Genomic DNA, 25,543 nt, shown 5'->3' with positions numbered 1-25,543 from the left:
AGGGGACACACCTCAAACACTATTTTTGCGCGGCAACAACGTAACCCAGTAGCGGGTTCGCCTATGCACCTCCAGCGGCAAGCTGGCCGCCAGCAATGTAAGGATGCGATCGGTGTCTTCCAGACGGAAACTGCCGGTGACGCGCAGGGATTCGAGTTCCGGTTCCCAGCGCAACAATCCCGGACGATAGGTGCTGAGTTCGCGCAGAAAATCGCCCAGGGGCTGGTTCTGCGCCATCAACACGCCGTCGCGCCAGCCTGGGGCAAGCACATCGAAAGGTTCGACGCGTCCGGCACCCATCGCCTGAAGGCTGACTTGCTGGCCTGCGCGCAAGGAAAAGACCGGCCCGCGCAAAGGCTGCAACTGCACCGCGCCTTTAAGCACTGACACCTTGCACCCCGTCTGCCCCTGACGAACGCACACTTCGCTCTGGCTGACGACCACTTGCCCGAAGTGCGTCTGGATCGTCAGCGGCGATGTACCGGGCACATTCAGTGCTATTTCGCCTTCCACGAGTCGCAGGCGGCGGTTCTTCAGGTCGATATCGACGGCACTTGCGGTGTTCAATTGCAGCGAGCTGCCATCGGCCAACTGGACTTTTTTGCCCTCCCCGGTCGCCGTTCGCAGGTCAGCGCGCCAGACATCCAGCGGTAGCTGCCGACTGATCAGCCAAGCGGTTGGCACCAGCGCCACCGCCCCGACGGCGCGCTTGAGCACCGTGCGCCGACTCGTCTGCGGCCGATCCAGGCTGGCCATGGCCAGTCCCGATGGTAAGTCGGCAAAGCGTTGGCGCAAGAGTTGGGCTTTCTGCCAGGCCTGCTCATGACTGGGATGGCTGTCACGCCAGTGCTGCAGATTGGCACGATCGCGCTCATTGGCGGCGCCTGACTCCATGAGTGCCAGCCATTGAGCGGCAGCCCGCACGACTTGCCGGGCTTCTGCCGAAGGGGCCGAGCCGATCACAAATCCACCAGCAGGCAATGTTCATAGGCTTGCGCCATGTAGCGCTTGATCGTGCGCTCGGAGACTTGCAGGCGTTCGGCAATCTCGTGATAACCCAGGCCTTCCAGTTGACTCCAGAGAAACGCCCGTCGCACCGCCGTCGGCAATCCATCGAGCAATTCATCCAGGGCTTGCAGGGTTTCCAGCAGCAACCAACGTTGCTCGGGCGACGGCACGCAATCCTCAGGCAGCAGCGCCAGCGCACTGAGGTAGGCCTGTTCCAGGCTGCGGCGCTTATAGAAGTTGGTCAGCAGCCGCTTGCCGACTGTCGCCAGATAGGCGCGGGGTTCTTGCAGGTCAGCGATGTGCTGGGAGCTGGCGAGTAAACGCACGAACGTATCCTGGCTCAAGTCCGCCGCATCATGGCCATTGCTCATGCGTCGTCTCAACCAGCTTTCGAGCCAGCCACGATGGTCGCGGTACAGGTCGTGGAAGGTTTGCGCCGCCGGCATCGCTGCATCACTCATCTAAAGGAACCCTGCGCGAAGAAATATTTTAAATGCGACTCATTCTAATTAGTGTTGATACTTCAAACCAAGCGCTTTATGCGTTTTTCCCCCAGGAAAAACTTGAATACGCGAATGAAAGACAGGTGTTTCTGCCACACAGCCACCGGTTGATCAGGGCTGAGCGTTATTGAGGGAAATCGTCGAGAGGAGTAAGAATTCGACACACGGCCGCATTTGGCCGGCAGATGTGAATACACATGGTTGCGGGGACAAGGAGAAAAGCTAAATCGCAGACACAAAAAAACCCGGTCTTTCGACCAGGGTCTTTGCTATCGACTCGAAGTAGGCACTGGCTTTACCAGCAGCTTTCTTCGTAGCTCCAAGGCGTTCAGTGGGCCTTGAGGCAGATATGGCGCAGCGGACGGGACTCGAACCCGCGACCCCCGGCGTGACAGGCCGGTATTCTAACCGACTGAACTACCGCTGCGTATCGCTTTGGACTTGCGTCCAAGTAACTCGTCTGACTGAAAGCTTCGAGGCTTTCAATCTCGAACCAGAATAAACCCTGACTCGGAAAATATGGCGCAGCGGACGGGACTCGAACCCGCGACCCCCGGCGTGACAGGCCGGTATTCTAACCGACTGAACTACCGCTGCGCGTCGGTGGAGGCTTTTAAAAGCTTCCATCTTGCTTTCGCAAGACTCTCGGAAGTGGTGGGTGATGACGGGATCGAACCGCCGACATTCTGCTTGTAAGGCAGACGCTCTCCCAGCTGAGCTAATCACCCGTTTGCATCTCCGAGGCCGCGAAATTTACGCAGGTACCGAAGCTAAGTCAATACCCCGCTTGAAGTTTTTCTGAAAAAGACAAAATCATGTCATTTCCCGCAGCGCTGCCAACGGCCGCCTGCAACCTCAAGCCGCCGCTGTCGCGGCCCCTGCTCGAATTACTCGCTGTAAATCATCTTCTTGGTCATGCCGCCATCGACCACGAACTCCTGGCCCGTGACAAAACCCGCGTTCTTCGACAACAGCCAGGCGACCATCGCCGCCACGTCCTCGACCGTCCCTACCCTGCCCGCCGGATGCTGGGCATGATCGGCATCGGACAGCGGCTCGGCACGACGTGCGGAGGGATCCCGCGCATCGATCCAGCCCGGACTGACTGCATTGACGCGAATTTCCGGCCCGAGGCTGATCGCCAAGGCATGAGTCAGGGCCAACAGACCGCCCTTGCTCGCCGCATAAGCCTCGGTGTCGGGTTCTGACTGCCCGGCACGGGTCGAGGCCAGGTTGACGATTGCGCCGCTGTGAGCGCGCAGGTACGGCGCACAGTGCTTGGCCAACAGCATCGGCCCACTGAGATTCACCGCCAGCACCCGATTCCAGTACGCCAGATCAAGGCTTTCAAGGGTGATGTTGTGCGGATCGGCAACCGCCGCGTTGCACACCAGCGCATCCAGACGCCCGAACTGCCCCAGCACCTCGCCGACACCCAATGCCACCTGCCCTTCGTTCGAGACGTCCATGGCGATGAACCAGGCGTTGTCGCCGAGCACCTTCGCCACTTTCGAACCTCGCACCCGATCAAGATCAGTCAGCACCACCTGCCAGCCTTCGCTGATCAGCCAGGCCGAAATCCCCAGACCAATGCCCCGCGCAGCACCCGTGACCAATGCAACCCGGCCATTGGTGCCAGTACCTGGCGTGGACAACTCGATCACAAGGCAGCCAACCCGCGCGCCAGATCGGCTTGCAGGTCTGCCACGTCTTCCAGACCGACCGCGATGCGGATCAGGCTGTCACGAATGCCCGCTGCTTCACGCTCTTGCGGCGCCAAACGGCCGTGGGAGGTGGTGCTTGGGTGCGTAATGGTGGTTTTGCTGTCACCGAGGTTGGCGGTGATGGAAATCAGGCGGGTCGCATCGATAAAGCGCCAGGCGCCCTCTTTGCCGCCCTTGACTTCGAAACTCACGACCGCACCAAAGCCTTTCTGCTGACGCAGGGCCAACTCGTGCTGCGGATGGCTTTTGAGACCAGCGTAATGGACTTTCTCGATGCCTTCCTGCTGCTCCAGCCATTCGGCCAGTTGCTGGGCATTGGCACAGTGCGCCTTCATGCGCAGGCTCAGCGTTTCCAGGCCCTTGAGGAAGATCCAGGCGTTGAACGGGCTCAGGGTCGGCCCGGCAGTCCGCAGGAAGCCGACGACTTCTTTCATCTGTTCGCTGCGACCGGCCACAACACCGCCCATGCAACGGCCCTGACCGTCGATGAACTTGGTCGCCGAGTGCACGACGATGTCCGCGCCCATCTTCAGCGGCTGCTGCAACGCTGGGGTACAGAAGCAGTTGTCGACCACCAGCATCGCGCCCTTGGCATGAGCGATTTTCGACAGCTCGGCGATGTCCACCAGCTCCGCCAGCGGATTGGATGGCGATTCGACGAAGAGCAATTTAGTGTTGGCCTTGATCGCCGCATCCCAACCGGACAAGTCCGCCAGGGGCACGTAATCGACTTCAATGCCAAAGCGCTTGAAGTACTTCTCGAACAGGCTGATGGTCGAACCGAACACGCTGCGCGACACCAGTACGTGATCGCCGGCGCTGCACAGGCTCATCACCACCGCCATGATCGCGGCCATGCCGGTCGCCGTGGCCACAGCTTGCTCGGCGCTTTCCAGCGCGGCAATGCGCTCTTCGAACGCGCGCACGGTCGGGTTGGTGTAGCGCGAGTAAACGTTGCCCGGCACTTCACCGGCAAAGCGTGCCGCCGCATCAGCAGCGGTACGGAATACGTAGCTGGAAGTGAAGAACATCGGATCACCGTGTTCGCCTTCCGGCGTGCGGTGCTGACCGGCGCGTACGGCCAGGGTGTCGAACGCTACGCCTTCGAGGTCACTGTCCAGCCGACCGGCATCCCAATCCTGACTCATGCTGTCACTCCTTGCCTTGCTCTTTTTAGTAGATACAAAACCGGCCCCTCAGGGCCGGTAGTTACTCAGTTGTTATACAGATCAATGATCGCACTGACTGCCTGCGTCTTGACCTTGGAGGCATCATTACGCGCCTGCTCGATCTTGTTCAGGTAAGCCTCGTCGACGTCGCCGGTGACGTACTGGCCGTCGAACACCGCGCAATCGAACTTCTCGATCTTGATCTTGCCGCCACCGACCGCTTCGATCAAGTCAGGCAAGTCCTGATAGATCAACCAGTCAGCGCCGATCAGATCAGCCACGTCCTGGGTCGAACGGTTGTGTGCGATCAGCTCGTGAGCGCTCGGCATGTCGATGCCGTAGACGTTCGGGTAACGAACGGCCGGTGCCGCGGAGCAGAAGTAGACATTTTTGGCGCCGGCTTCGCGGGCCATCTGGATGATCTGCTTGCAAGTGGTGCCGCGAACGATGGAGTCGTCCACCAGCATCACGTTCTTGCCGCGGAACTCCAGTTCGATGGCGTTGAGCTTCTGGCGTACGGATTTTTTCCGTGCAGCCTGGCCCGGCATGATGAAGGTCCGGCCAATGTAGCGGTTCTTCACGAAGCCTTCGCGGAACTTGACGCCCAAGTGGTTCGCCAATTCCAGGGCCGCGGTGCGGCTGGTGTCCGGAATCGGGATGACCACGTCGATGTCGTGTTCCGGACGCTCGCGCAGGATCTTCTCGGCGAGTTTCTCGCCCATGCGCAGGCGTGCTTTATAAACCGACACGCCGTCGATGATCGAGTCCGGACGCGCCAGGTAGACGTGTTCGAAGATGCACGGGGTCAGGGACGGGTTGGTTGCGCACTGACGGGTGTGCAGCTTGCCATCTTCAGTGATGTAGACCGCTTCGCCCGGTGCCAGGTCGCGAATCAGGGTGAAACCGAGCACGTCCAGGGACACGCTTTCGGAGGCGATCATGTACTCGACGCCTTCGTCGGTGTGACGCTGACCGAAGACGATCGGGCGGATGCCGTGCGGGTCGCGGAAACCGACGATGCCGTAACCGGTCACCATCGCCACGACCGCGTAACCACCGACGCAACGGTTGTGCACGTCAGTAACGGCCGCGAACACGTCTTCTTCAGTTGGCTGCAACTTGCCGCGCTGGGCCAGTTCGTGTGCGAACACGTTAAGCAGCACTTCCGAATCGGAATTAGTGTTGACATGGCGCAGGTCAGATTCGTAAATCTCCTTGGCCAGCTGTTCAACGTTGGTCAGGTTACCGTTGTGCGCCAGGGTGATGCCGTAAGGCGAGTTGACGTAAAACGGTTGGGCTTCGGCCGAAGTCGAACTGCCCGCGGTCGGGTAACGCACATGGCCAATACCCATGTGGCCGACCAGGCGCTGCATGTGACGTTGATGAAACACGTCACGTACCAGGCCATTGTCCTTGCGCAGGAATAACCGGCCATCATGGCTGGTCACGATACCGGCAGCGTCCTGGCCGCGGTGCTGGAGGACGGTTAGCGCGTCATACAGCGCCTGATTGACGTTCGACTTACCGACGATACCGACGATGCCACACATGCGACGCAACCCCTACTTAATGGATCTGAACTGAACACAACTCACTGAGGCGTTTTGGCCATCGGCAAGAGGTGCTCCTTGAACGGTATCTCAGCGGGTACGCTGATACCGCTGGCAAGCCACTGACTGCTCCACCCGAGAATCAGGTTTTTGGACCAGTCTGCAACCAATAGAAATTTTGGCACGAGCTGTGATTCTTTCCACCACCCGTCCTGCTGTACCGGCCCCAGGCTCAACAGCCCGACCGCCACGACCACCAGCAACACGCCACGCGCGGCGCCAAAGGCCATGCCGAGGAATCGATCGGTCCCGGACAGCCCGGTGACGCGAACCAATTCGCCGATAAGATAATTGATCATTGCGCCTACGATTAACGTGGCGACAAACATGATGGCACAGCCCGTGATCACACGGGCCGACGGCGTTTGGATGTATCCGGCGAGGTACTCGGACAATGAACCACCGAACATCCAGGCGACGACTCCTGCGATGATCCAGGTCACCAGCGACAGTGCTTCTTTGACGAAGCCGCGGCTCAGACTGATCAATGCGGAGATGGCGACGATTGCAACGATCGCCCAGTCAACCCAGGTAAATGGCACAGTGCAGCCTACAGACGGATAAGGCGGCGCATTTTAGCAGAGCGCATGGCTATCGGTAAGCTGCGATTGTCAGTGCATTTCAAATCGGGGCGATAGTTTTAGCCACGCTCAGGCTGGAAACGCACCACAAAACCCTTGAGGTTCTGCTGGCGACTCAACAAGTCACGCAGACGATCGGCTTCTGCCCGCTCGATCAGCGGTCCGACAAACACCCGATTCTTGCCGTCGGCAGTACGAATGTAGGCGTTGTAGCCTTGGCTGCGCAGGGATTTCTGCAGGCTTTCTGCACTTGCACGACTCGACAGGCTGGCCAGTTGCACCGACCAGCTGACCGACAGGCCATTGGCATCGACGCGGCTTTGAGTCGTGTCCGGCTTGCCGGGTGCAGCCGTGATGGGCTGGCTAGGTGCAACCGTTGGCTTGTTGACCGGCGCCGGAGGTGGCGCGACCGGTTTGACGGCAGGCGCAGGCGCCACCGGGGCACTCGGGGCAATCGCTGTCGACGGTGCTTCTTGCTGAGCGATTTCCTCATCACTCGGCACAGGCTCCTGAGGGAGGGCTTGCGACTCAGGCACCACCACCGGCTCGACCTGAACTTGCGGCACCGCAGGCGCTTGCGGCGCAGCCGGGGCTTCAACCGTCACTTGACGCTGTTCATCCTGACGGGAAAACAGCATCGGCAGGAAAATCACCGCCAGCGCCACCAGAACCAGGGCGCCAACCATGCGCTGTTTGTATGCCTTATCCAGCAATGCCATTTGCCGCTTCCTCCGTGGAGCGCCGGGCCAGCCATTCGAGGGCCTCGGCGACACAATAAAATGATCCGAACAACAGAATCTCGTCGTCGCTCGTCGCCAGCGCGCACTGCCCATCCAGGGCGGCGGCCACGCTGTCATAGGATGTTACCGAGGCGCCAAGGCTCTGCAATGCTGCGTGCAAATCGGCAACCGGGCGCGCTCGCGGTGAATCCAGCGGCGCGACAGCCCATTGCTGGACACTAGCATTCAATTCACCGACAACACCATCCAGATCCTTGTCTGCCAGCAATCCGAACACCGCCAGACGCTTGCCAACCGGTGGTCGGCTGGCCAGGCGGCGAGCCAGATATTCTGCCGCATGGGGGTTATGCCCCACGTCCAGCAACAGATTCAGGCGTTTGCCCTGCCAGTCAAATTGACGGCGATCGAGGCGACCGACCACCCGAGTGGCTTTCAGCGCAGCAATAATTTGTGCATCCGCCCAAGGCAACCCGAGCAACAGGTAAGCCTGCAACGCCAGCGCGGCGTTTTCCATCGGCAGATCGAGCAACGGCAGATCATGCAGCTCGACCACACGCCCTTGAGCGTCAAGACCGCGCCATTGCCAGTTGTGATCGGTGATGCCGAGGTCGAAATCGCGTCCACGCAGGAAAAACGGGCAATTGAGCTCGCGCGCTTTGTCCAGCAGAGGCTGTGGAGGATTCAGGTCGCCACACAGCGCAGGCGCGCCCTGGCGGAAGATGCCGGCCTTTTCGAACGCTACGGATTCACGGGTATCGCCCAGATAGTCCGCGTGATCGACACCGATGCTGGTGACCAGCGCCATATCGGCATCGACCACGTTGACCGTGTCCAGACGCCCACCCAGCCCGACTTCCAGCACCACTGCATCGAGACTGGCGTGTTGAAACAGCCAGAACGCCGCGAGGGTGCCCATTTCGAAGTACGTCAGGGAAGTGTCGCCACGGCCCGCCTCGACCGCTGCAAAGGCTTCGCACAGCTCTGCATCAGTGGCTTCGACGCCATTGACTTGCACCCGCTCGTTGTAACGCAGCAGGTGCGGAGAATTGTAGACACCGACGCTCAGGCCCTGCGCCCGCAGCAACGAAGCCACGAATGCGCAGGTAGAACCTTTGCCGTTGGTGCCGGTGACCGTGATCACCCGAGGCGCCGGCTTGCCCAGTCCCATGCGGGACGCTACCTGTTGCGAGCGCTCCAGGCCCATGTCGATGGCCGAAGGGTGCAACTGCTCAAGGTAGGCGAGCCACTCGCCAAGGGTACGTTTGATCATATGTTGGCGGGTACCGGTGGAACCACGATTGGCTCGATTGGCGCGGCGACGAATTTCGGCGTCGGCAGGCCCATCATTTGTGCCAGCAGATTGCCCAGACGCGGACGCAGTTCCTGACGGTGAATGATCATGTCGATCGCACCATGTTCCAGCAGGAATTCGCTGCGCTGGAAGCCTTCCGGCAATTTTTCACGCACGGTTTGTTCGATTACGCGTGGACCGGCGAAGCCGATCAGGGCTTTCGGCTCACCGACGATCACATCGCCGAGCATCGCCAGACTGGCGGATACACCACCGTAGACCGGGTCGGTCAGCACGGAGATGAACGGAATGCCTTCTTCACGCAGACGCGCCAGTACCGCCGAGGTCTTGGCCATTTGCATCAGGGAGATCAGGGCTTCCTGCATCCGCGCACCGCCGGAAGCGGCGAAGCAGATCATCGGGCATTTGTTTTCCAGCGCGTAGTTGGCAGCGCGAACAAAACGCTCACCAACGATAGCGCCCATCGAACCACCCATGAAGGAGAATTCGAAGGCCGACACCACCACCGGCATACCCAGCAGGGTGCCACTCATGGAAATCAGTGCGTCTTTTTCGCCGGTCTGCTTCTGCGCAGCGGTCAGGCGATCCTTGTACTTCTTGCCGTCGCGAAACTTCAGACGGTCAACCGGCTCCAGGTCCGCGCCCAGTTCGGCACGGCCTTCAGCGTCGAGGAAGATGTCGATACGGGCGCGGGCGCCGATACGCATGTGGTGGTTGCACTTGGGGCAAACGTCCAGGGTCTTTTCCAGCTCTGGACGATACAGCACAGCCTCGCAAGACGGGCATTTGTGCCACAGACCTTCAGGCACCGAGCTCTTCTTGACCTCGGAACGCATGATCGAAGGGATCAGTTTGTCTACTAACCAGTTGCTCATGCTTTCTTTCTCCAGTACCGGCGGCCCGAACGCTCTGGTTCGCAGCCCCGCGTATGCCCTTGAGCTAAATTCATATGTGTGGCGATGATCGATGGGTTGCCGGATCAGCTAAACGTGACCTGCGTACACCCCAAAAACCCTCAGCCATGCCTGTGGACGGCGGCAGTGTGCCAGCCGTCACATCAACGTACTGCTTTGATGAATGCCTGAATCTTTGCGTGATCCTTGATGCCCTTGCTCGCCTCCACCCCACCGCTGACGTCCACGGCATAAGGCCGAACCCTTGCAATCGCCTCGGCGACGTTGTCCGGCGTCAAGCCACCCGCCAGGATGATCGGTTTGCTCAAGCCTTGCGGTATCAGAGACCAGTCAAACGCTTCACCGGTTCCGCCGGGTACGCCTTCAACGTAGGCGTCGAGCAGGATACCGCTGGCACTTGGAAACGCATCGCACGCAGCTGCGATATCGTCACCGGCCTTGACCCGCAACGCCTTGATATACGGACGATTCCATTCTTCGCAGTCGGCCGCGGTTTCGTCGCCATGGAACTGCAACAGGTCCAGCGGCACGGCGTCGAGGATTTCCCCCAACTCGCAGCGGCTGGCGTTGACGAACAATCCTACGGTGGTCACGAACGGCGGCAACGCCTTGATGATCGAGCGCGCCTGCTGAAACGTCACGGCCCGGGGGCTTTTGGCGTAGAACACAAATCCGATCGCATCAGCCCCGGCCTCGACCGCTGCCAACGCATCTTCTATGCGGGTAATCCCACAAATCTTGCTGCGAACGGCCGACATGTCGATAGAACCCCAAGGTAAATCCGAGAAAGTCCCGGATGGTAACAAAAGCGTTCGAGGGCGTCAGCCGTCAAGTTCCGAGAAGCCTGTCAAGAAGTGCGGCCCGATGTAACGCTCGGGCAATTCGAACTCGTCGCGGTACTCGACCTGCACCAGATACAGGCCGTACGGATGCGCCGTCACCCCGCCGGACCGGCGAATGCGGCTCTCCAGCACCTCTTTCATCCACTCCACCGGACGCTCGCCGGCACCGATGGTCATCAGCACGCCAGCAATGTTGCGCACCATGTGGTGCAGGAAGGCGCTGGCGCGGATGTCCAGCACGATCATCTTGCCGTGGCGCGTGACGCGCAGGTGATGCAGCTCCTTGATCGGCGACTTGGCCTGACACTGACCGGCACGGAAAGCGCTGAAATCGTGAGTGCCAACCAGGTACTGCGCCGCCTCGGCCATGCGCTCAACGTCCAGTGGACGGTGGTTCCAGGTGATTTCTTCGTTCAGGTGCGCCGGGCGGATCTGATCGTTGTAGATCACGTAGCGATAGCGCCGGGCAATCGCCTTGAACCGCGCATGAAAATGCGCCGGCATGACCTTGGCCCAGCTGACACTGACGTCGTGGGGCAAATTGATATTGGCGCCCATGACCCAGGCTTTCATCGAACGCTCGACCTGAGTATCGAAATGCACCACCTGACCGCACGCATGCACACCGGCATCCGTACGCCCGGCGCAGAGCAGCGACACCGGTGAGTCCGCGACTTTGGACAAGGCCTTTTCGAGGGTTTCCTGCACCGTGAGCACGCCGGAAGCCTGGCGCTGCCAGCCGCGATAACGCGAGCCTTTGTATTCAACGCCCAACGCGATCCGGAAAAAGCCGTCAGCCACCATTTCGGCGGCCGGATTATCTATATTTGCCAAGGAGTGACAGCCTGCTGATGTACGCAAAGGCGGGCATTATAAGGCCGCCGGACGGGGACGCCAGAGGCGTGTGTTTTTTGGGGCCTGCGGGATCGGGAATTATGTTGAATGTGCCGACCTCTTCGCGAGCAGGCTCGCTCCCACAGGGGTTTTGTGAATACCAGAGACTCAATGTGGGAGCGAGCCTGCTCGCGAAGACGGCCCGACAGACACCAACGCACTACCGGCTGAAACAAAAAACGGCAGCCTCAATGGGCTGCCGCTTTGTTTACGCCTTACCGATCATTCAAGCCAGACGCGAAAGCATTTCCTTGGCTTCGCTCTTCTGACCGGCATTACCCTCGGTCACCACCTCATTGAGGATGTCCCGGGCGCCGTCGGCGTCGCCCATATCGATGTAGGCCTGGGCCAGATCGAGTTTGGTCGCGACTTCGTCAGTGCCGGAAAGGAAATCGAATTCCGGCTCGTCAGCTGCGGAGGCCATGGCGTCTTCAGCCGTGAAGCTCGGCTCGCCAAGACTCTGGGACAGACGATCCAGCTCGGCGTTGACGTCTTCCAGTTCGGCGGCAAACGCGTCCGGAGCGTCGGGCGCGTCCATTTCATCAGCCAGCGACAGGTCGAAATCGGCTGGCAACTCCAGATCGTCCAGCGCTACCTCGGGAACAGCCGGCGTTTCAGCGGCAGGTAAATCCAGGTCCTTGACGCCGTCATCCAGGCTCAGCAGGAAGTCGTCTTCGGCCAGGGTCGCTGGCGAAGCATCCCCACCGAGATCCATATCCAGGTCGAAGTCCGACAGGTCATCGAGGTTTTCCTTGATCTCGGTCTGCTGCTGCAACACCGACTCAAAGCTCAGGTCGTCGTCCAGCGGGAACTCGTCCAGCTCAGCCACAGACACTGGCTCTGCTTCTGGCTCTGGCTCTGGTGCAACTACTGCCGGAGAAGCAGTTTCCAGATCATCCAGGCTCAAATCGAAAGCACTGTCGAGGTCATCGGACTTTACCTCTGCTTCTGGTTCTGGTTCTGGTTCTGGTTCTGGTTCTGGTGCAACCACCGCCGGAGAGGCAGCTTCCAGATCATCCAGGCTCAAATCGAAGGCAGTGTCAAAGTCATCGGTCTCTGCTTCTGCCTCTGGCGCAACCACTGCCGGAGCGGCAGATTCCAGATCATCCAGGCTCAAATCGAAGGCAGTGTCGAAGTCATCGGGCACAGTCGGCGCTTCAGGCTCGTCCAGCAGCAAATCCTTGACGTATTGTGCGTCCAGTTCGGCAGCGATTGCGGCGGCTGCAATACCACCGACTGCCGCAATGGCCATGGCCGGGAAGCGGCTCTTGAGTTTTTCGACCTGAGCAAAGTTGTCACCGTTGGCCACCAATTGGCGTTCCTGGGCAACGAATGCATCGCGGTCGCCTTGCTGACCGTAGACTTCCATCAGCTTGAGGCGCAGGTCACTGCGTTGCGGCTCTTGCTTGATCCCGTCTTCCAGCAAGGCAGCCGCCTGATTCAGACGACCGGCAGCGATGTGCGACTGCGCCTTGCTCAGTACGTCGTCATCACGCTCGCCAGCAGGCGAAACCAATGGCGCAGCGATCGGCGGCGTTACCACAACCGGAGCAATTACCGGCGCGGGGGCCGGGGCTGGTGCAGGCGGTGGCGTTGGAGTTGGCGCGGTAGCGAGTTTCACGCTCGGCGGCGGCACTTCCAGGTCTTCGAAGATGCCTTTTGGCAGGTCGAGTTCAGCGGAGAACGCCTGCTCCTCGGCCAAGTCGCGGGCCATGCGCAAATGCTTCTCGGCTTCTTGCTGGGCTTTGCGGCGACGCGCCAGCAACAGCAGCAGGAACAGCGCCACCACGGCACCGCCACCTGCCAGACCCAGTAGCCACGGATTGGTCAGCAGTTCTTTGAATTGCTGATCGTCGGATGCTGCCGGCGTCGGCTCGACAGGCTGCTCGACCGGAGCCGGAGTGGCCTCAGGCGCAGCAGCCTCAGGTGCAATCGGAGCCGCGTCCGCAGGCGTTGTTGTCGCAGGGTTGGCCGCCAGTTCGGCTGACATTGCCGGAGCGGTCGCACCGGGTGCCGGCGCACCCGCGGCGCCTTCAGCCTGCAATTTGGCCAGTTGATTGTTCTTCAGTTCGATCAGGCGTTGCAGCTTTTCCAGCTGACTTTGCAGATCGGTCATGCGGCTTTTCAGTTCGGCGTTGTCACGACGGGTCGTGTCGAGGCTTTCCTGAGTCACGGCGAGCTTGTTGCTCAAATTCTTGGCATCACCCGCGGCGCCTTTGCCACCGGCCTTGCCGGACTCAGCGGAGACCAGGCTCAGCTTGTCTGTCGCCGCTTGCGACGAAGGGCCTTCGCCGCGAGCGCGTTTGGTGGCATCGAGCTGCTGCTGTCCGGTCCCGGGCTTCGCCACGTAGCGACGCCCCTGACGCCACGCGGTGTTCTGCGCGGAGACTTCAGCAATGGCTTTCGGTTGCGGCAGGCTGGTGCTCTGTGCCTGATCCGGCAGACGCAGCACCTGACCGGCTTTCAACCGGTTGATGTTGCCGTCGATAAAGGCATCCGGATTCAACGCCTGGATGGCCAGCATGGTTTGCTGGACCGAGCCGCCAGCGCGCGTCTTCTCGGCGATTTCCCACAGGGTATCGCGCGGCGCAGTGGTGTATTGGGTTGGTTTGGTGCCACCGGTCACCGGTGCGGTGACGGTTTGCGTCGGTGCAGGCTGCGCAGCCGCATCAGCGGTTTGCGGCGAGAATTTGGACGGATCGAGCAGCACGCTGTAATCGCGCAGCAGGCGACCGTTGGGCCACATCACCTGAACCAGGAATTTCACCATGGGTTCGGAAAGGGGTTTGCTGGATGTCACACGCAGGATGCTTTTACCGCTGGCGTTGAGCACCGGGGTAAAGGTCAGGTCATTGAGAAACGCCTGGCGGTCGACACCGGCCTTGGCGAAATCTTCGGGCGAAGCCAGGCTCGGCACCACTTCGGCAGCGGTGAGGTCCTTGACGTCGAGCAACTCGATTTCTGCCACCAGGGGCTGGTTCAGCGTCGACTTCAGGGTCAATTCCCCAAGCCCGAGGGCATGCGCCATACCGGAGGACAGCGCCGAGGCGGCCGCTATTGCTAACACCAGTTTGCGAACTTGAACCATAGCCTCATCCTTTGTTTGAACATTCCTCGGCCAGCGAGAAGGTGTTGATAGTCGCTGCCGTAAGGCATTGCGCGCGGCGGCGAAGAGTCGTCGCGCGCGGTCATTTCATTCATGCCACGCAAAGCCCCGGAGGGAGCCCGCCTTCAGCAGTCCCGCCAAGCATAGCGCCCGGCTGGATTCATTCGACAAAATTGTTGCCAAGTATCTTTTACAGTAGGTCTTTTATCAACAATTCAGCCACCTGCACAGCATTGAGCGCTGCGCCTTTGCGTACGTTATCTGACGTCAGCCACAAATTTAGTTCCGACAGGTCGTCGATCCCGTTGCGAACCCGACCAACGTAGACCACGTCCTGCCCTACCGCATCGCCTACCGGTGTCGGGTAATCGCCGGCTTCCACCAGCTCGATACCAGGCGCGTCTTCCAGGGCGGCGTTGACTTTTGCCAGGTCAATGTCGCTCGATGACTGCAAGGTCACGTTAAAGCTATCGCCAAAAAACACCGGGGCTTGAATGCAAGTGACGGAAATCTTTAATAAAGGTAGCGCCATGACCTGACGCAACTCGCGTACCAGGCGTTTTTCCAGCAGCGTATGACCCTGATCATCAGGCTTGCCCACTTGCGCCAGCAGGTTGAAGGCCATCTGCCGATCGAAGAAGGTCGGCTCCAGCGGACGCACATTGAGCAACTCGGCCGTTTGCCGTGCCAGCTCGGTGACGGCTTCGCGGCCCTGGGCAGACACGGCCAGGCTGGCGGTCAAATTGATGCGTTGCAGGTCGAGCAAACCGAGCAACGGCGCCAGCACTACCGCCAGTGTGGTGGCCGAAGGGCTTGGGCTGCTGACCTGGAACGGTTTTTTCAAACCGGCCAGCACCTGCGCGTTGGCTTCAGGCACGACTTGTGGAGCCTGATCAGCCGGCAATGCGCCGGACAGGTCGATCAGCGAGCAACCGGCGGCCGTGGCACGCGAAGCGAAACTCAGGGTTACTGCCGGGCCGGCCGCGAAGAACACCAGCTGGACCTTGCTGAAGTCGAATTCATCGACCTCCCGCACCCGCACGTTCTTGCCGCGAAACGGCACCGAATGCCCGGCCGATTCGCTGCTGGCGAGCAGGTGCAGATTGCCCACCGGGAAGTCGCGCTCTTCGAGAATCTGCACGAGCGTTTCGCCGACAGTACCGGTGGCGCCGATCACGGCGATATCAAAGGACTGGCTCATGGTTCTACCTCTGGCGAAACGGGGGGAGCGGCACTTTACCGGGTGGTTGGCAGTTCGGCAATTTAGAGCAAAAGATCGCAGCCTTCGGCAGCTCCTACAAGATCAGGTTTGCACGCGGCCAATGTAGGAGCTGCCGAAGGCTGCGATCTTTTTGCAGGCGACGAACATACCAAAAGAAAAAACCCGCACCTCTTTCAAGGCACGGGTTCGTTCATTACTTCAATCGATCAACGCTCAAGCAGGATCCGCAGCATGCGACGCAGCGGTTCAGCCGCGCCCCACAGCAGTTGGTCGCCGACGGTGAACGCGCCAACGTACTGCGTGCCCATGTTCAGCTTACGCAGACGGCCGACCGGTACGTTCAGGGTGCCGGTGACTTTCGTCGGGCTCAGTTCCTGAATGCTGGCTTCGCGGCTGTTCGGCACCAGTTTGACCCAAGGGTTGTGCTGGCTGATCAGCCCTTCGATATCGGCGATCGGCACGTCTTTGTTCAGTTTGATGGTCAGCGCCTGGCTGTGGCAGCGCATGGCGCCGATGCGCACGCAGATGCCATCCACCGGAATCGGGCTCTTGAAGCGACCGAGGATCTTGTTGGTCTCGGCCTGGGCCTTCCATTCTTCGCGGCTCTGACCGTTCGGCAGTTCTTTGTCGATCCACGGGATCAGGCTGCCGGCCAGCGGTACGCCGAAGTTTTCGGTCGGGTACGCTTCGCTGCGCATGGCTTCGGCCACACGGCGGTCGATGTCGAGGATCGCGCTGGCCGGGTCGGCCAGTTGATCGGCGACAGCGGCGTGGGTCGCACCCATTTGCTTGATCAGTTCGCGCATGTTCTGCGCGCCGGCACCGGAAGCCGCCTGATAAGTCATGGCGCTCATCCACTCGACCAGACCGGCTTCAAACAGACCGCCCAGGCCCATCAACATCAGGCTGACGGTGCAGTTGCCGCCGATGTAGTTCTTGGTGCCGGCATCGAGCTGCTGGTCGATGACCTTGCGGTTCACCGGGTCCAGCACGATCACCGCGTCATCCTGCATGCGCAGGCTGGAAGCGGCGTCGATCCAGTAACCCTGCCAGCCGGCTTCGCGCAGCTTCGGGAAGACTTCGCTGGTGTAGTCGCCACCCTGGCAGGTCAGAATCACGTCGAGGGTTTTCAGCTCATCAATGCTGTAAGCGTCCTTGAGCGGAGCAATGTCCTTGCCCACGGACGGGCCTTGGCCACCGACATTGGAAGTGGTGAAAAACACCGGCTCAATAAGATCGAAATCCTGCTCTTCCAGCATCCGCTGCATGAGCACGGAACCGACCATACCGCGCCAACCGATCAGACCTACACGTTTCATCGCAACTACACCTTCTTTAAAAAGTGGGCCGCTGCTTTCAAGAGTGAAAGTTGCAGCGGGCCCGAGAGATTACAGATTCCGCAGCGCGGCGACTACTGCGTCACCCATTTCCTGCGTACCGACTTTAGTACAACCGGCCGACCAGATGTCGCCAGTGCGCAGGCCCTGGTCCAATACCAGACTGACGGCCTTCTCGATCGCATCGGCCGCATCCTGCAGTTTGAAGCTGTAACGCAGCATCATCGACACCGACAGAATGGTCGCCAACGGGTTGGCAATGCCTTTGCCAGCGATGTCCGGCGCCGAACCGTGGCACGGCTCGTACATGCCTTTGTTGTTGGTATCCAGCGACGCCGACGGCAACATGCCGATGGAGCCAGTGAGCATCGACGCCTGGTCGGAAAGAATGTCGCCGAACAGGTTGTCAGTGACGATCACGTCAAATTGCTTCGGTGCACGCACCAGCTGCATGGCGGCGTTGTCGACGTACATGTGGCTCAGTTCGACTTCAGGGTAATCCTTGGCCACTTGCTCGACGATTTCACGCCACAGTTGGCTGGAAGCCAGTACGTTGGCCTTGTCCACCGAGCACAGCTTCTTGCCGCGCACCATGGCCATGTCGAAACCGACACGGGCGATGCGGCGGATTTCGCTTTCGCTGTACGGCAGCGTGTCGTAAGCCTGACGCTCGCCGTTTTCCAGGGTGCGCACGCCACGTGGCGCGCCGAAGTAGATACCGCCGGTCAGTTCACGGACGATCAGGATGTCCAGGCCAGCCACGATTTCAGGCTTAAGGCTCGAAGCCTCGGCCAATTGCGGGTACAGGATCGCCGGACGCAGGTTGCCGAACAGGCCCAGTTGCGCACGGATTTTCAGCAGGCCGCGCTCAGGGCGGATATCGCGTTCGATGGTGTCCCATTTCGGGCCGCCCACGGCACCCAGCAGTACGGCGTCGGCTGCGCGTGCACGGTCCAGGGTTTCGTCAGCCAGCGGCACGCCGTGCTTGTCGATGGCAGCGCCACCGATCACGTCATGGCTCAGCTCGAAGCCCAGGCTGTACTTGTCATTGGCCAGCTCCAGCACCTTGACCGCTTCGGCCATGATTTCCGGACCAATACCGTCACCTGGGAGAATCAGAATCTGCTTGCTCATGCTTTCCTCATGTCATCAGTCGGTGCGCCCGTGGGCACGCCCGGAAAAAGTCGTTTGACGCTTATCTTTCAGCCATCAGCACCAGCACGTCGGTACTGAACGAACCATCGGCCTCAATCTCAAAATATTCGCGTACTTCATTGCCCATCGATTGCTGCAACTCGAGGATTGCCGCGCGCATCACCTCGGGTGTGCGCATGCGCTCGACCCAGGAGGTGTACTCCAGACGCAGCCGTTGACGGGTGGTGCTGCGGGTATGCAACCCCGCTTCGCTGACCTGACGCAACCACTCACCGGCGGAATAATCACGCACATGGCTGGTGTCGCGCAGCACTTCAACGCTTTGCAGGTAAGTGTCGAACAACGGACTGCCCGGTGACAACACGTCGATGAACGCCGCCACGCCGCCCGGCTTCAGTACCCGGCGAACCTCTCGCAAGGCCAGGCCGAGATCGCTCCAATGGTGCGCCGAATAACGGCTGAAGACGAAATCGAATTCGCCATCGGCGAATGGCAGGCGCTCGGCGGCGCCCAGCACGGTAGACACGTTGGTCAGACCGCGATCGACGGATGCACCGGCCACCACGTCGAGCATCTGCTGCGACAAATCGTAGGCCACCACTTCTTTCACCAGCGAGGCCACGTGAAAACTCACGTGACCTGCGCCGCAGCCCAGGTCCAGCACTCGAGCATCGCCCTGCCCTGCCAGTTCAGCCTGTAGCAGCGCAAATTCGGTGCCCTGAGCGTGTACGGCGCTGCTCAGATAGGCCGAGGCTTGTTCACCGAATTGCTTTTGTACAACCTGACTGTGGGCGGTGCTGGTCATCGTAATGTCCTGGTATTTGTGTTGTCTGGGCTGCCGTCATCGCGAGCAGGCTCGCTCCCACAGGGGAATGCATTTCAAATGTGGGAGCGAGCCTGCTCGCGAAGAGGCCCGTCCTGCCTATGTAAATCCCGGATCAATCAAACGTCGCGAAACAACCACGGCTGGCTCGCACGGTGTTTGGCTTCAAACGCCGCAATCGCCTCGTGATCCATCAATGTCAGACCAATATCATCGAGGCCATTCACCAGGCAGTGCTTACGGAACTCGTCCAATTCGAATTTGTAGACCTTGCCATCAGGCCGGGTGACGGTCTGGGCTTGCAAGTCGACCGTCAACTCGTAACCAGGATTCGCCTCGACTTGCTGGAACAGCTCATCCACTTCAGCGTCGGTCAAGATGATCGGCAGCAAGCCGTTCTTGAAGCTGTTGTTGTAGAAAATGTCGGCGTAGCTCGGCGCGATGATGCTGCGAAAACCGTACTCTTCCAGCGCCCACGGCGCGTGTTCACGGCTGGAGCCGCAACCGAAGTTCTCGCGGGCCAGCAGCACGCTGGCGCCTTGATAACGTTCGGCGTTGAGCACGAAATCCTTGTTCAACGGACGCTTGGAGTTGTCCTGGTAGGCATAGCCCACGTCCAGGTAGCGCCATTCGTCAAACAGGTTCGGACCAAAACCGGTGCGTTTGATCGACTTCAAGAACTGCTTCGGAATGATCTGGTCGGTGTCGACGTTGGCACGATCCAATGGCGCGACCAAACCGGTGTGTTGGGTAAAAGCTCTCATGTGCGGTTCCTCAGATCAGTTCGCGAACGTCGATGAAACGACCGTGGACGGCAGCCGCCGCGGCCATGGCCGGGCTGACCAGGTGCGTACGGCCACCGGCGCCCTGACGCCCTTCGAAGTTGCGGTTGGAAGTCGAAGCGCAATGCTCGCCCGACTCCAAACGGTCCGGGTTCATCGCCAGGCACATCGAGCAACCCGGTTCACGCCACTCGAAACCGGCTTCGAGGAAAATCTTGTCCAGACCTTCGGCCTCGGCTTGCGCCTTCACCAGGCCCGAGCCCGGCACCACGATGGCTTGCTTGATGGTCGAAGCGACTTTACGGCCCTTGGCGATCACCGCCGCAGCGCGCAAGTCTTCGATCCGCGAGTTGGTGCAGGAACCAATGAATACGCGGTCCAGTTGAATATCGGTGATCGCCTGATTGGCGCTCAAACCCATGTATTTCAAGGCGCGTTCGATGGAACCGCGTTTGACCAGGTCCATTTCCTTCGCAGGGTCCGGCACGTTCTGATCAACCGCCAGGACCATCTCGGGCGAAGTGCCCCAGCTGACTTGAGGTTTGATTTGAGTAGCGTCGAGCTCGACGACGGTGTCGAACACCGCATCGGCGTCGGACACCAGGTCTTTCCAGGCTTCGACCGCCATGTCCCATTCCGCGCCTTTCGGGGCAAATGGACGGCCCTTGACGTAAGCCACGGTTTTTTCGTCGGCAGCCACCAGGCCAACACGCGCGCCGGCTTCAATGGACATGTTGCAGATGGTCATGCGGCCTTCGACGGACAAGTCGCGAATGGCGCTGCCGGCGAACTCGATGGCGTGGCCGTTACCGCCGGCGGTGCCGATTTTGCCGATCACCGCGAGCACGATGTCCTTGGCGGTCACGCCGAACGGCAGTTCGCCTTCTACCGACACCAGCATGTTTTTCATTTTCTTGGCGACCAGGCACTGCGTGGCGAACACGTGCTCGACCTCGGAAGTCCCGATGCCGTGGGCCAATGCGCCAAACGCGCCGTGAGTCGAGGTGTGCGAATCGCCGCAGACCACGGTCATGCCCGGCAAGGTGGCACCCTGCTCCGGACCGATCACGTGAACGATGCCCTGACGCACGTCATTCATTTTGAATTCAGTGATGCCATATTCGTCGCAGTAGTCATCGAGGGTCTGAACCTGCAAGCGAGAGACCTGGTCGGTAATCGCTTCGATGCCGCCCTTGCGATCAGGAGTGGTCGGTACGTTGTGGTCCGGGGTGGCGATGATCGAGTCGACGCGCCAAGGCTTGCGCCCGGCCAGACGCAGGCCTTCGAAAGCTTGGGGCGAGGTCACTTCATGGATGATGTGGCGGTCGATATAGATCAGCGACGACCCATCGTCGCGCCGTTTCACTTCATGGGAATCCCAAAGCTTGTCGTAAAGCGTTTTGCCGGCCATCAGACGGTCCTCATCAGCGTGTTTCTATGCCCTGGATCTTGAGAGATTCAATAACCCCTTGGGTTGTGAGGTCGATCCTAGGGGGTTACATTAAATAACTCAAATTCATATTTTTCATGCTTTGGATAACCAACTGGAATACCGCAATGGACCTCGCCAACCTCAATGCTTTTATCGCGATTGCCGAGACCGGCAGCTTCTCCGGCGCTGGCGAACGGCTGCACCTGACGCAACCGGCCATCAGCAAGCGTATCGCCGGGCTGGAGCAGCAATTGAAGGTGCGCCTGTTCGATCGCCTGGGCCGTGAAGTCAGCCTGACCGAGGCCGGACGTGCCTTGCTGCCGCGGGCCTATCAGATTCTGAATGTGCTGGACGACACCCGTCGCGCCCTGACCAACCTGACCGGCGAAGTGTCCGGCCGCCTGACCCTGGCCACCAGTCACCACATCGGCCTGCACCGCTTGCCCCCCTTATTAAGGGAGTTCACCCGACGTTACCCGCAAGTGGCGCTGGATATTCAGTTCCTCGATTCGGAAGTGGCCTACGAAGAAATCCTCCATGGCCGCGCCGAACTGGCGGTCATCACCCTGGCGCCGGAGCCCCACGCACTGGTCAAGGCCACGCCGGTGTGGGACGACCCGCTGGACTTCGTGGTCGCCCCGGAGCACTCGCTGATCAGCCACGGCCCGGTCAGCCTGGCGGACATTGCCCTGCACCCGGCGGTTTTCCCCGGCGGCAACACCTTTACCCACCACATCGTCCAGCGTCTGTTCGAAGCTCAAGGCCTGACGCCGAACATCGCCATGAGCACGAATTATCTTGAAACCATCAAAATGATGGTCTCGATCGGCCTGGCCTGGAGCGTGTTGCCGCGCACGATGCTGGATGATCAGGTTGCGCGAATACCTTTACCAGGCATACAACTCACTCGCCAGCTAGGCTATATCCTGCACACAGAAAGGACGCTGTCGAATGCGGCGCGAGCCTTCATGGCCTTGCTGGATGCTCAAATCGATCTGCCAGGGACTCTCGGCTAAGCTGTGCTACGTCTATAGAGCCTCAGGTCACTGAACCTGACACCCCACTCAGCCAAGGCTTGCCAATGCCGAAATCTGTTGACCGTATTCCGACGATGCCGCGTATACAGGCGCTTGACCCAAAACGGTCCGAGCAGAGCTGGGAAAGCGCCCCACAATTGCTGGCCGCCCTCAACGGTGCACGTTTGGGCGCCTGGTATTGGGACATCGAGCGCGGGCAGATCAGTTGGTCTCGGGGGACTCAGGCATTGTTCGGCTTCGATCCCCGGCAACCGCTGCCGGCGGATCTGGAATACCTCGACTTGCTGCCGCCAGAGGATCGGGCGAAAACCATTCGCGCCTTCGACGCGGTGATCGCCGGCGCCCCGCTGGAACAGGCGATGCATCACCGCATCCGCTGGCCCGACGGCAGCCTGCACTGGCTGGAGATCAACGGCAGCCTGCTACCGGACAAACACGGCCGGCCACGCATGATTGGCGTCATCCGTGAAATCACCCACCAGCGCCAGCGCGAACAGGCGTTGAGCAGCTCGGAAAAACGCTTCGCCACGCTGTTCCACCTGTGTCCGAACATGGTCCTGCTGACTCGCCAGGAAGACGGCCTGATCAGCGAAGCCAACCAGTATTTCGAAAGCCTGTTTGGCTGGCCAGTACAGGACGCCATCGGTCGCACCACCCTGGAACTGGGCCTCTGGGTGCATCCTGAGCAACGGGCGCAACTCGTCAAAGCCACCAAGGCCAAGGGCGAACTGATCAACATGGAGGTGCAATTTCGTGCCAGCAACGGCCAGGTCCACGACGGCATCCTCAGCGCGCAAAAAGTCGAACTCGAGGGCCAGCCTTATCTGCTGAGTACGTTCCTCGACACCACCGAACGCAAAGCCGCCGAACATGCCCTGAAAGATAGCCAGGAGCGCCTAGACCTGGCACTGGACTCAGCGCAACTCGGCACCTGGGACTGGCACATTCCCAGCGGCATGCTGTACGGCTCGGCACGCGCCGCCCAGTTACATGGGCTGGAAGCCATACCCTTCCATGAATCCTTCGACGAGTTTTTCGAAGGTGTGCCCGACGAAGAACGCGGCACCATGCGTGACGCCTATCGCAGCTTGCGAGAAGGCCCGGCCGGCAATTATCAACTGACCTACCGCGTGCAACTGCTGGACGGCAGCTCGCGCTACCTGGAAAGCCGCGCCCGACTCTATCGCGATGAAAACGGTGCCCCGCTGCGCATGGCCGGCACGCTGCTTGACATCACCGATCAGGTGGAGCGGGAACAGCTGCTGGTGGCGTCCGAAGAGAAGTTCGCCACCCTGTTCCAGGTCAGCCCGGACCCGATTTGCGTGACCCGTCAGGACACCGGCCACTTTATCGAGATCAACTCCAGCTTCACCCAGACCTTCGGCTGGAGCGCCGCCGATGTGATTGGCCGCGGCGCCGACGAAATCGGTCTATGGGATGCTACGGCGCAAAGCCTGCGACGGATCGAGCAGGTCATCCGCGAACAGGGTCTGAACAACGTGGCGATCCTCGTTCAGCACAAAGACGGGCAAGCCCTGACCTGCGTGATTTCCAGCCGCCAGATCAGCGTCGGCGACCAGCCGTGCATTGTCACCACCCTGCGCGATATCACTCAGCAGCAACGCTCGGAAGCTGCGCTCAAGGCCAGCGAAGAGAAGTTCGCCAAGGCCTTCCACTCCAGCCCCGACGCGATCACCATCACCGAGCGCGACACCGGGCGTTATCTGGAGGTTAACGATGGCTTTTGCCGCCTGACCGGCTACCGCGCCGATGAAGTGGTTGGGCGCACGGTGTATCAGGTCGGCATCTGGGCCGAGGAAAAACAACGTTCGGCGCTGCTCGCCGAACTCCAGCTCAAGGGCCGGGTGCATCACCAGGAAATGCTCGGGCGCAATAAACGCGGCGAGTTGCTGACCGTCGAAGTTTCGATAGAACCGATTACCCTCAACGAAACCGCCTGCCTGCTGCTGACCGCGCGGGACGTCAGCCTGCTGAAAAACGCCGAAGCGCAGATCCGTCACCTGGCCTACCACGACCCGCTGACCAACCTGCCCAACCGCGCCCTGCTGATGGATCGCCTGAGTCAGCAGATCGCCCTGCTCAAGCGCCACAACCTGCGCGGCGCCCTGATGTTTCTCGACCTTGATCACTTCAAGCACATCAATGATTCGCTCGGTCATCCGGTGGGCGATACCGTGCTGAAAATCATCACCGCGCGCCTCGAAGCCAGCGTGCGCATGGAAGACACCGTCGCGCGTTTGGGCGGTGACGAATTCGTGGTGCTGCTCAGCGGACTCGAAGGCTCGCGCAACGAGGTCAGCGAGCAAGTCCTGCAACTGGCGGACACCTTGCGTGAGTTGCTGTCGGAGCCGATGTTCCTCGACGGACAACGCCTGCAAGTGACCCCGAGCATCGGCATCGCGCTGATTCCCGATCACGGTTCGACCCCGACCGACCTGCTCAAACGCGCCGACATCGCCCTCTACCGGGCCAAGGATTCGGGCCGCAACACCGCGCAGATGTACCACAACACCATGCAGAAGGCGGCGAGCGAACGCTTGCGCATGGAAACCGACCTGCGCCTGGCCCTTTCCCGGGGTGAATTCCGCGTGCACTACCAGCCTCAGGTGGACGCCCGGAACGACCGCATCGTCGGTGCCGAGGCGCTGGTGCGCTGGAACCATCCGGACCTCGGCGCGCAATCGCCCACCGAGTTCATCAAGGTGCTGGAGGACAGCGGACTGATTCTGGAAGTGGGTACCTGGATCGTCGACGAAGCCTGCAGCGCCTTCAAACAACTGATCGCCAAGGGCCTGGTCGATCCACTGGACTTCAGCCTGTGCGTGAACATCAGCCCGCGGCAATTTCGCCAAAACGACTTCGTCGAACGCATCGAACACAGCCTCGCCAGCCACGGTCTGCCCTGCTCGCTGCTGAAACTGGAAATCACCGAAGGCATCGTGATCCAGAACCTGGAAGACACCATCAACAAAATGCGTAGCCTGAAAAAACTCGGTGTGAGTTTCGCCATGGACGATTTCGGCACTGGTTATTCCTCGCTGACTTACCTCAAACGTCTGCCGGTCGACACCCTGAAAATCGACCAATCGTTCATCCGCGACGCCACCACCGACCCCAACGACGCCGAGATCATCCGCGCCATCGTTGCCATGGCCCGCAGCCTGGAATTGAAAGTGATTGCCGAAGGGGTCGAGACGCCGGAGCAGCTGGAATTCTTGCAGGGGCTGGGTTGCCATTTCTATCAGGGGTATCTGCACAGTCCGCCGCTGCCAGTGGAGGACTTCCAAAAGCTCCTCAAATAACGCTAGCAGCTGCCGAGCCTGCGAGGCTG

20 protein-coding genes and 3 tRNA genes are annotated in these 25,543 nt (G+C 60.3%); 2 read left to right on the top strand and 21 right to left on the bottom strand.

Annotation, left to right across the window (positions count from 1 at the left end; genetic code table 11):
• Positions 1-12: 12 nt before the first annotated feature.
• The 21 genes from ACMXYJ_RS11930 to leuC form a co-directional block, all read right to left on the bottom strand.
• Positions 13-963 (bottom strand): FecR domain-containing protein, encoded by a 951-nt coding sequence (locus tag ACMXYJ_RS11930; protein WP_415759967.1) that lies wholly within the window; start codon positions 961-963, stop codon positions 13-15.
• Positions 960-1,469 carry a sigma-70 family RNA polymerase sigma factor gene (locus ACMXYJ_RS11925; protein ID WP_415759965.1) on the bottom strand — a complete coding sequence of 170 codons (510 nt, stop codon included), beginning with the start codon at positions 1,467-1,469 and terminating at the stop codon, positions 960-962. The genes ACMXYJ_RS11930 and ACMXYJ_RS11925 overlap by 4 nt, the downstream gene beginning before the upstream one ends.
• Before the next feature lie 392 nt (positions 1,470-1,861).
• Positions 1,862-1,938: transfer RNA gene (locus ACMXYJ_RS11920), tRNA-Asp, on the bottom strand.
• Between the two features lie 93 nt (positions 1,939-2,031).
• A tRNA-Asp gene (locus ACMXYJ_RS11915) sits at positions 2,032-2,108 on the bottom strand.
• A gap of 55 nt (positions 2,109-2,163) precedes the next feature.
• A tRNA-Val gene (locus ACMXYJ_RS11910) sits at positions 2,164-2,239 on the bottom strand.
• Positions 2,240-2,398: 159 nt separating this feature from the next.
• Positions 2,399-3,175 carry an SDR family oxidoreductase gene (locus tag ACMXYJ_RS11905; protein ID WP_415759964.1) on the bottom strand — a complete coding sequence of 259 codons (777 nt, stop codon included), beginning with the start codon at positions 3,173-3,175 and terminating at the stop codon, positions 2,399-2,401.
• Complete coding sequence (locus tag ACMXYJ_RS11900) at positions 3,172-4,383, bottom strand: O-succinylhomoserine sulfhydrylase (RefSeq protein ID WP_046047729.1); 1,212 nt, start codon at positions 4,381-4,383, stop codon at positions 3,172-3,174. The genes ACMXYJ_RS11905 and ACMXYJ_RS11900 overlap by 4 nt, the downstream gene beginning before the upstream one ends.
• A 65-nt stretch (positions 4,384-4,448) precedes the next feature.
• Complete coding sequence (purF, locus tag ACMXYJ_RS11895; protein WP_010456022.1) at positions 4,449-5,954, bottom strand: amidophosphoribosyltransferase; 1,506 nt, start codon at positions 5,952-5,954, stop codon at positions 4,449-4,451.
• A gap of 41 nt (positions 5,955-5,995) precedes the next feature.
• Complete coding sequence (locus ACMXYJ_RS11890) at positions 5,996-6,556, bottom strand: CvpA family protein (RefSeq protein WP_008145596.1); 561 nt, start codon at positions 6,554-6,556, stop codon at positions 5,996-5,998.
• Between the two features lie 98 nt (positions 6,557-6,654).
• Positions 6,655-7,314 carry an SPOR domain-containing protein gene (locus ACMXYJ_RS11885; RefSeq protein WP_415759962.1) on the bottom strand — a complete coding sequence of 220 codons (660 nt, stop codon included), beginning with the start codon at positions 7,312-7,314 and terminating at the stop codon, positions 6,655-6,657.
• Positions 7,298-8,605, bottom strand: a complete 1,308-nt coding sequence (gene folC, locus ACMXYJ_RS11880) for a bifunctional tetrahydrofolate synthase/dihydrofolate synthase (RefSeq protein ID WP_415759961.1) — start codon at positions 8,603-8,605, stop codon at positions 7,298-7,300. Before folC ends, ACMXYJ_RS11885 begins: the two co-directional genes overlap by 17 nt.
• Entirely contained in the window at positions 8,602-9,522 is a 921-nt protein-coding gene (gene accD / locus ACMXYJ_RS11875; protein WP_027921583.1) for an acetyl-CoA carboxylase, carboxyltransferase subunit beta, read from the bottom strand. The genes folC and accD overlap by 4 nt, the downstream gene beginning before the upstream one ends.
• 182 nt (positions 9,523-9,704) lie before the next feature.
• Positions 9,705-10,319, bottom strand: coding sequence for a phosphoribosylanthranilate isomerase (locus tag ACMXYJ_RS11870; RefSeq protein WP_415759960.1), 615 nt, complete (start codon positions 10,317-10,319; stop codon positions 9,705-9,707).
• A gap of 63 nt (positions 10,320-10,382) precedes the next feature.
• Positions 10,383-11,207 carry a tRNA pseudouridine(38-40) synthase TruA gene (gene truA / locus ACMXYJ_RS11865; protein WP_046047735.1) on the bottom strand — a complete coding sequence of 275 codons (825 nt, stop codon included), beginning with the start codon at positions 11,205-11,207 and terminating at the stop codon, positions 10,383-10,385.
• Between the two features lie 316 nt (positions 11,208-11,523).
• Positions 11,524-14,385, bottom strand: coding sequence for a FimV/HubP family polar landmark protein (locus ACMXYJ_RS11860; protein ID WP_415759959.1), 2,862 nt, complete (start codon positions 14,383-14,385; stop codon positions 11,524-11,526).
• 208 nt (positions 14,386-14,593) lie between these two features.
• On the bottom strand, positions 14,594-15,604 hold the full coding sequence (locus tag ACMXYJ_RS11855; RefSeq protein ID WP_201186989.1) for an aspartate-semialdehyde dehydrogenase: 1,011 nt from the start codon (positions 15,602-15,604) through the stop codon (positions 14,594-14,596).
• Between the two features lie 227 nt (positions 15,605-15,831).
• Complete coding sequence (gene asd, locus ACMXYJ_RS11850; RefSeq protein ID WP_415759957.1) at positions 15,832-16,944, bottom strand: aspartate-semialdehyde dehydrogenase; 1,113 nt, start codon at positions 16,942-16,944, stop codon at positions 15,832-15,834.
• A gap of 69 nt (positions 16,945-17,013) precedes the next feature.
• Positions 17,014-18,096, bottom strand: a complete 1,083-nt coding sequence (gene leuB / locus ACMXYJ_RS11845) for a 3-isopropylmalate dehydrogenase (protein WP_415759956.1) — start codon at positions 18,094-18,096, stop codon at positions 17,014-17,016.
• A 61-nt stretch (positions 18,097-18,157) separates the two neighbouring features.
• Positions 18,158-18,922 carry a class I SAM-dependent methyltransferase gene (locus tag ACMXYJ_RS11840; protein WP_415759954.1) on the bottom strand — a complete coding sequence of 255 codons (765 nt, stop codon included), beginning with the start codon at positions 18,920-18,922 and terminating at the stop codon, positions 18,158-18,160.
• Positions 18,923-19,059: 137 nt separating this feature from the next.
• Complete coding sequence (gene leuD / locus ACMXYJ_RS11835; protein WP_074875228.1) at positions 19,060-19,704, bottom strand: 3-isopropylmalate dehydratase small subunit; 645 nt, start codon at positions 19,702-19,704, stop codon at positions 19,060-19,062.
• 10 nt (positions 19,705-19,714) lie between these two features.
• Positions 19,715-21,133, bottom strand: coding sequence for a 3-isopropylmalate dehydratase large subunit (gene leuC, locus ACMXYJ_RS11830; RefSeq protein WP_415759952.1), 1,419 nt, complete (start codon positions 21,131-21,133; stop codon positions 19,715-19,717).
• Between the two features lie 146 nt (positions 21,134-21,279).
• On the opposite strand from leuC, the gene ACMXYJ_RS11825 reads away from it, so the two are divergent.
• Positions 21,280-22,170 carry a LysR family transcriptional regulator gene (locus ACMXYJ_RS11825; protein ID WP_415759951.1) on the top strand — a complete coding sequence of 297 codons (891 nt, stop codon included), beginning with the start codon at positions 21,280-21,282 and terminating at the stop codon, positions 22,168-22,170.
• 65 nt (positions 22,171-22,235) lie between these two features.
• Positions 22,236-25,514 carry an EAL domain-containing protein gene (locus tag ACMXYJ_RS11820; protein WP_415759950.1) on the top strand — a complete coding sequence of 1,093 codons (3,279 nt, stop codon included), beginning with the start codon at positions 22,236-22,238 and terminating at the stop codon, positions 25,512-25,514.
• Positions 25,515-25,543 lie beyond the last annotated feature (29 nt).

The organism is Pseudomonas arabinosi (assembly GCF_047758675.1).
Classification (GTDB): domain Bacteria; phylum Pseudomonadota; class Gammaproteobacteria; order Pseudomonadales; family Pseudomonadaceae; genus Aquipseudomonas; species Aquipseudomonas arabinosi.
The sequence above is the reverse complement of the archived record's forward strand: the minus strand, read 5'-3'. Positions and strand labels throughout refer to the sequence as shown.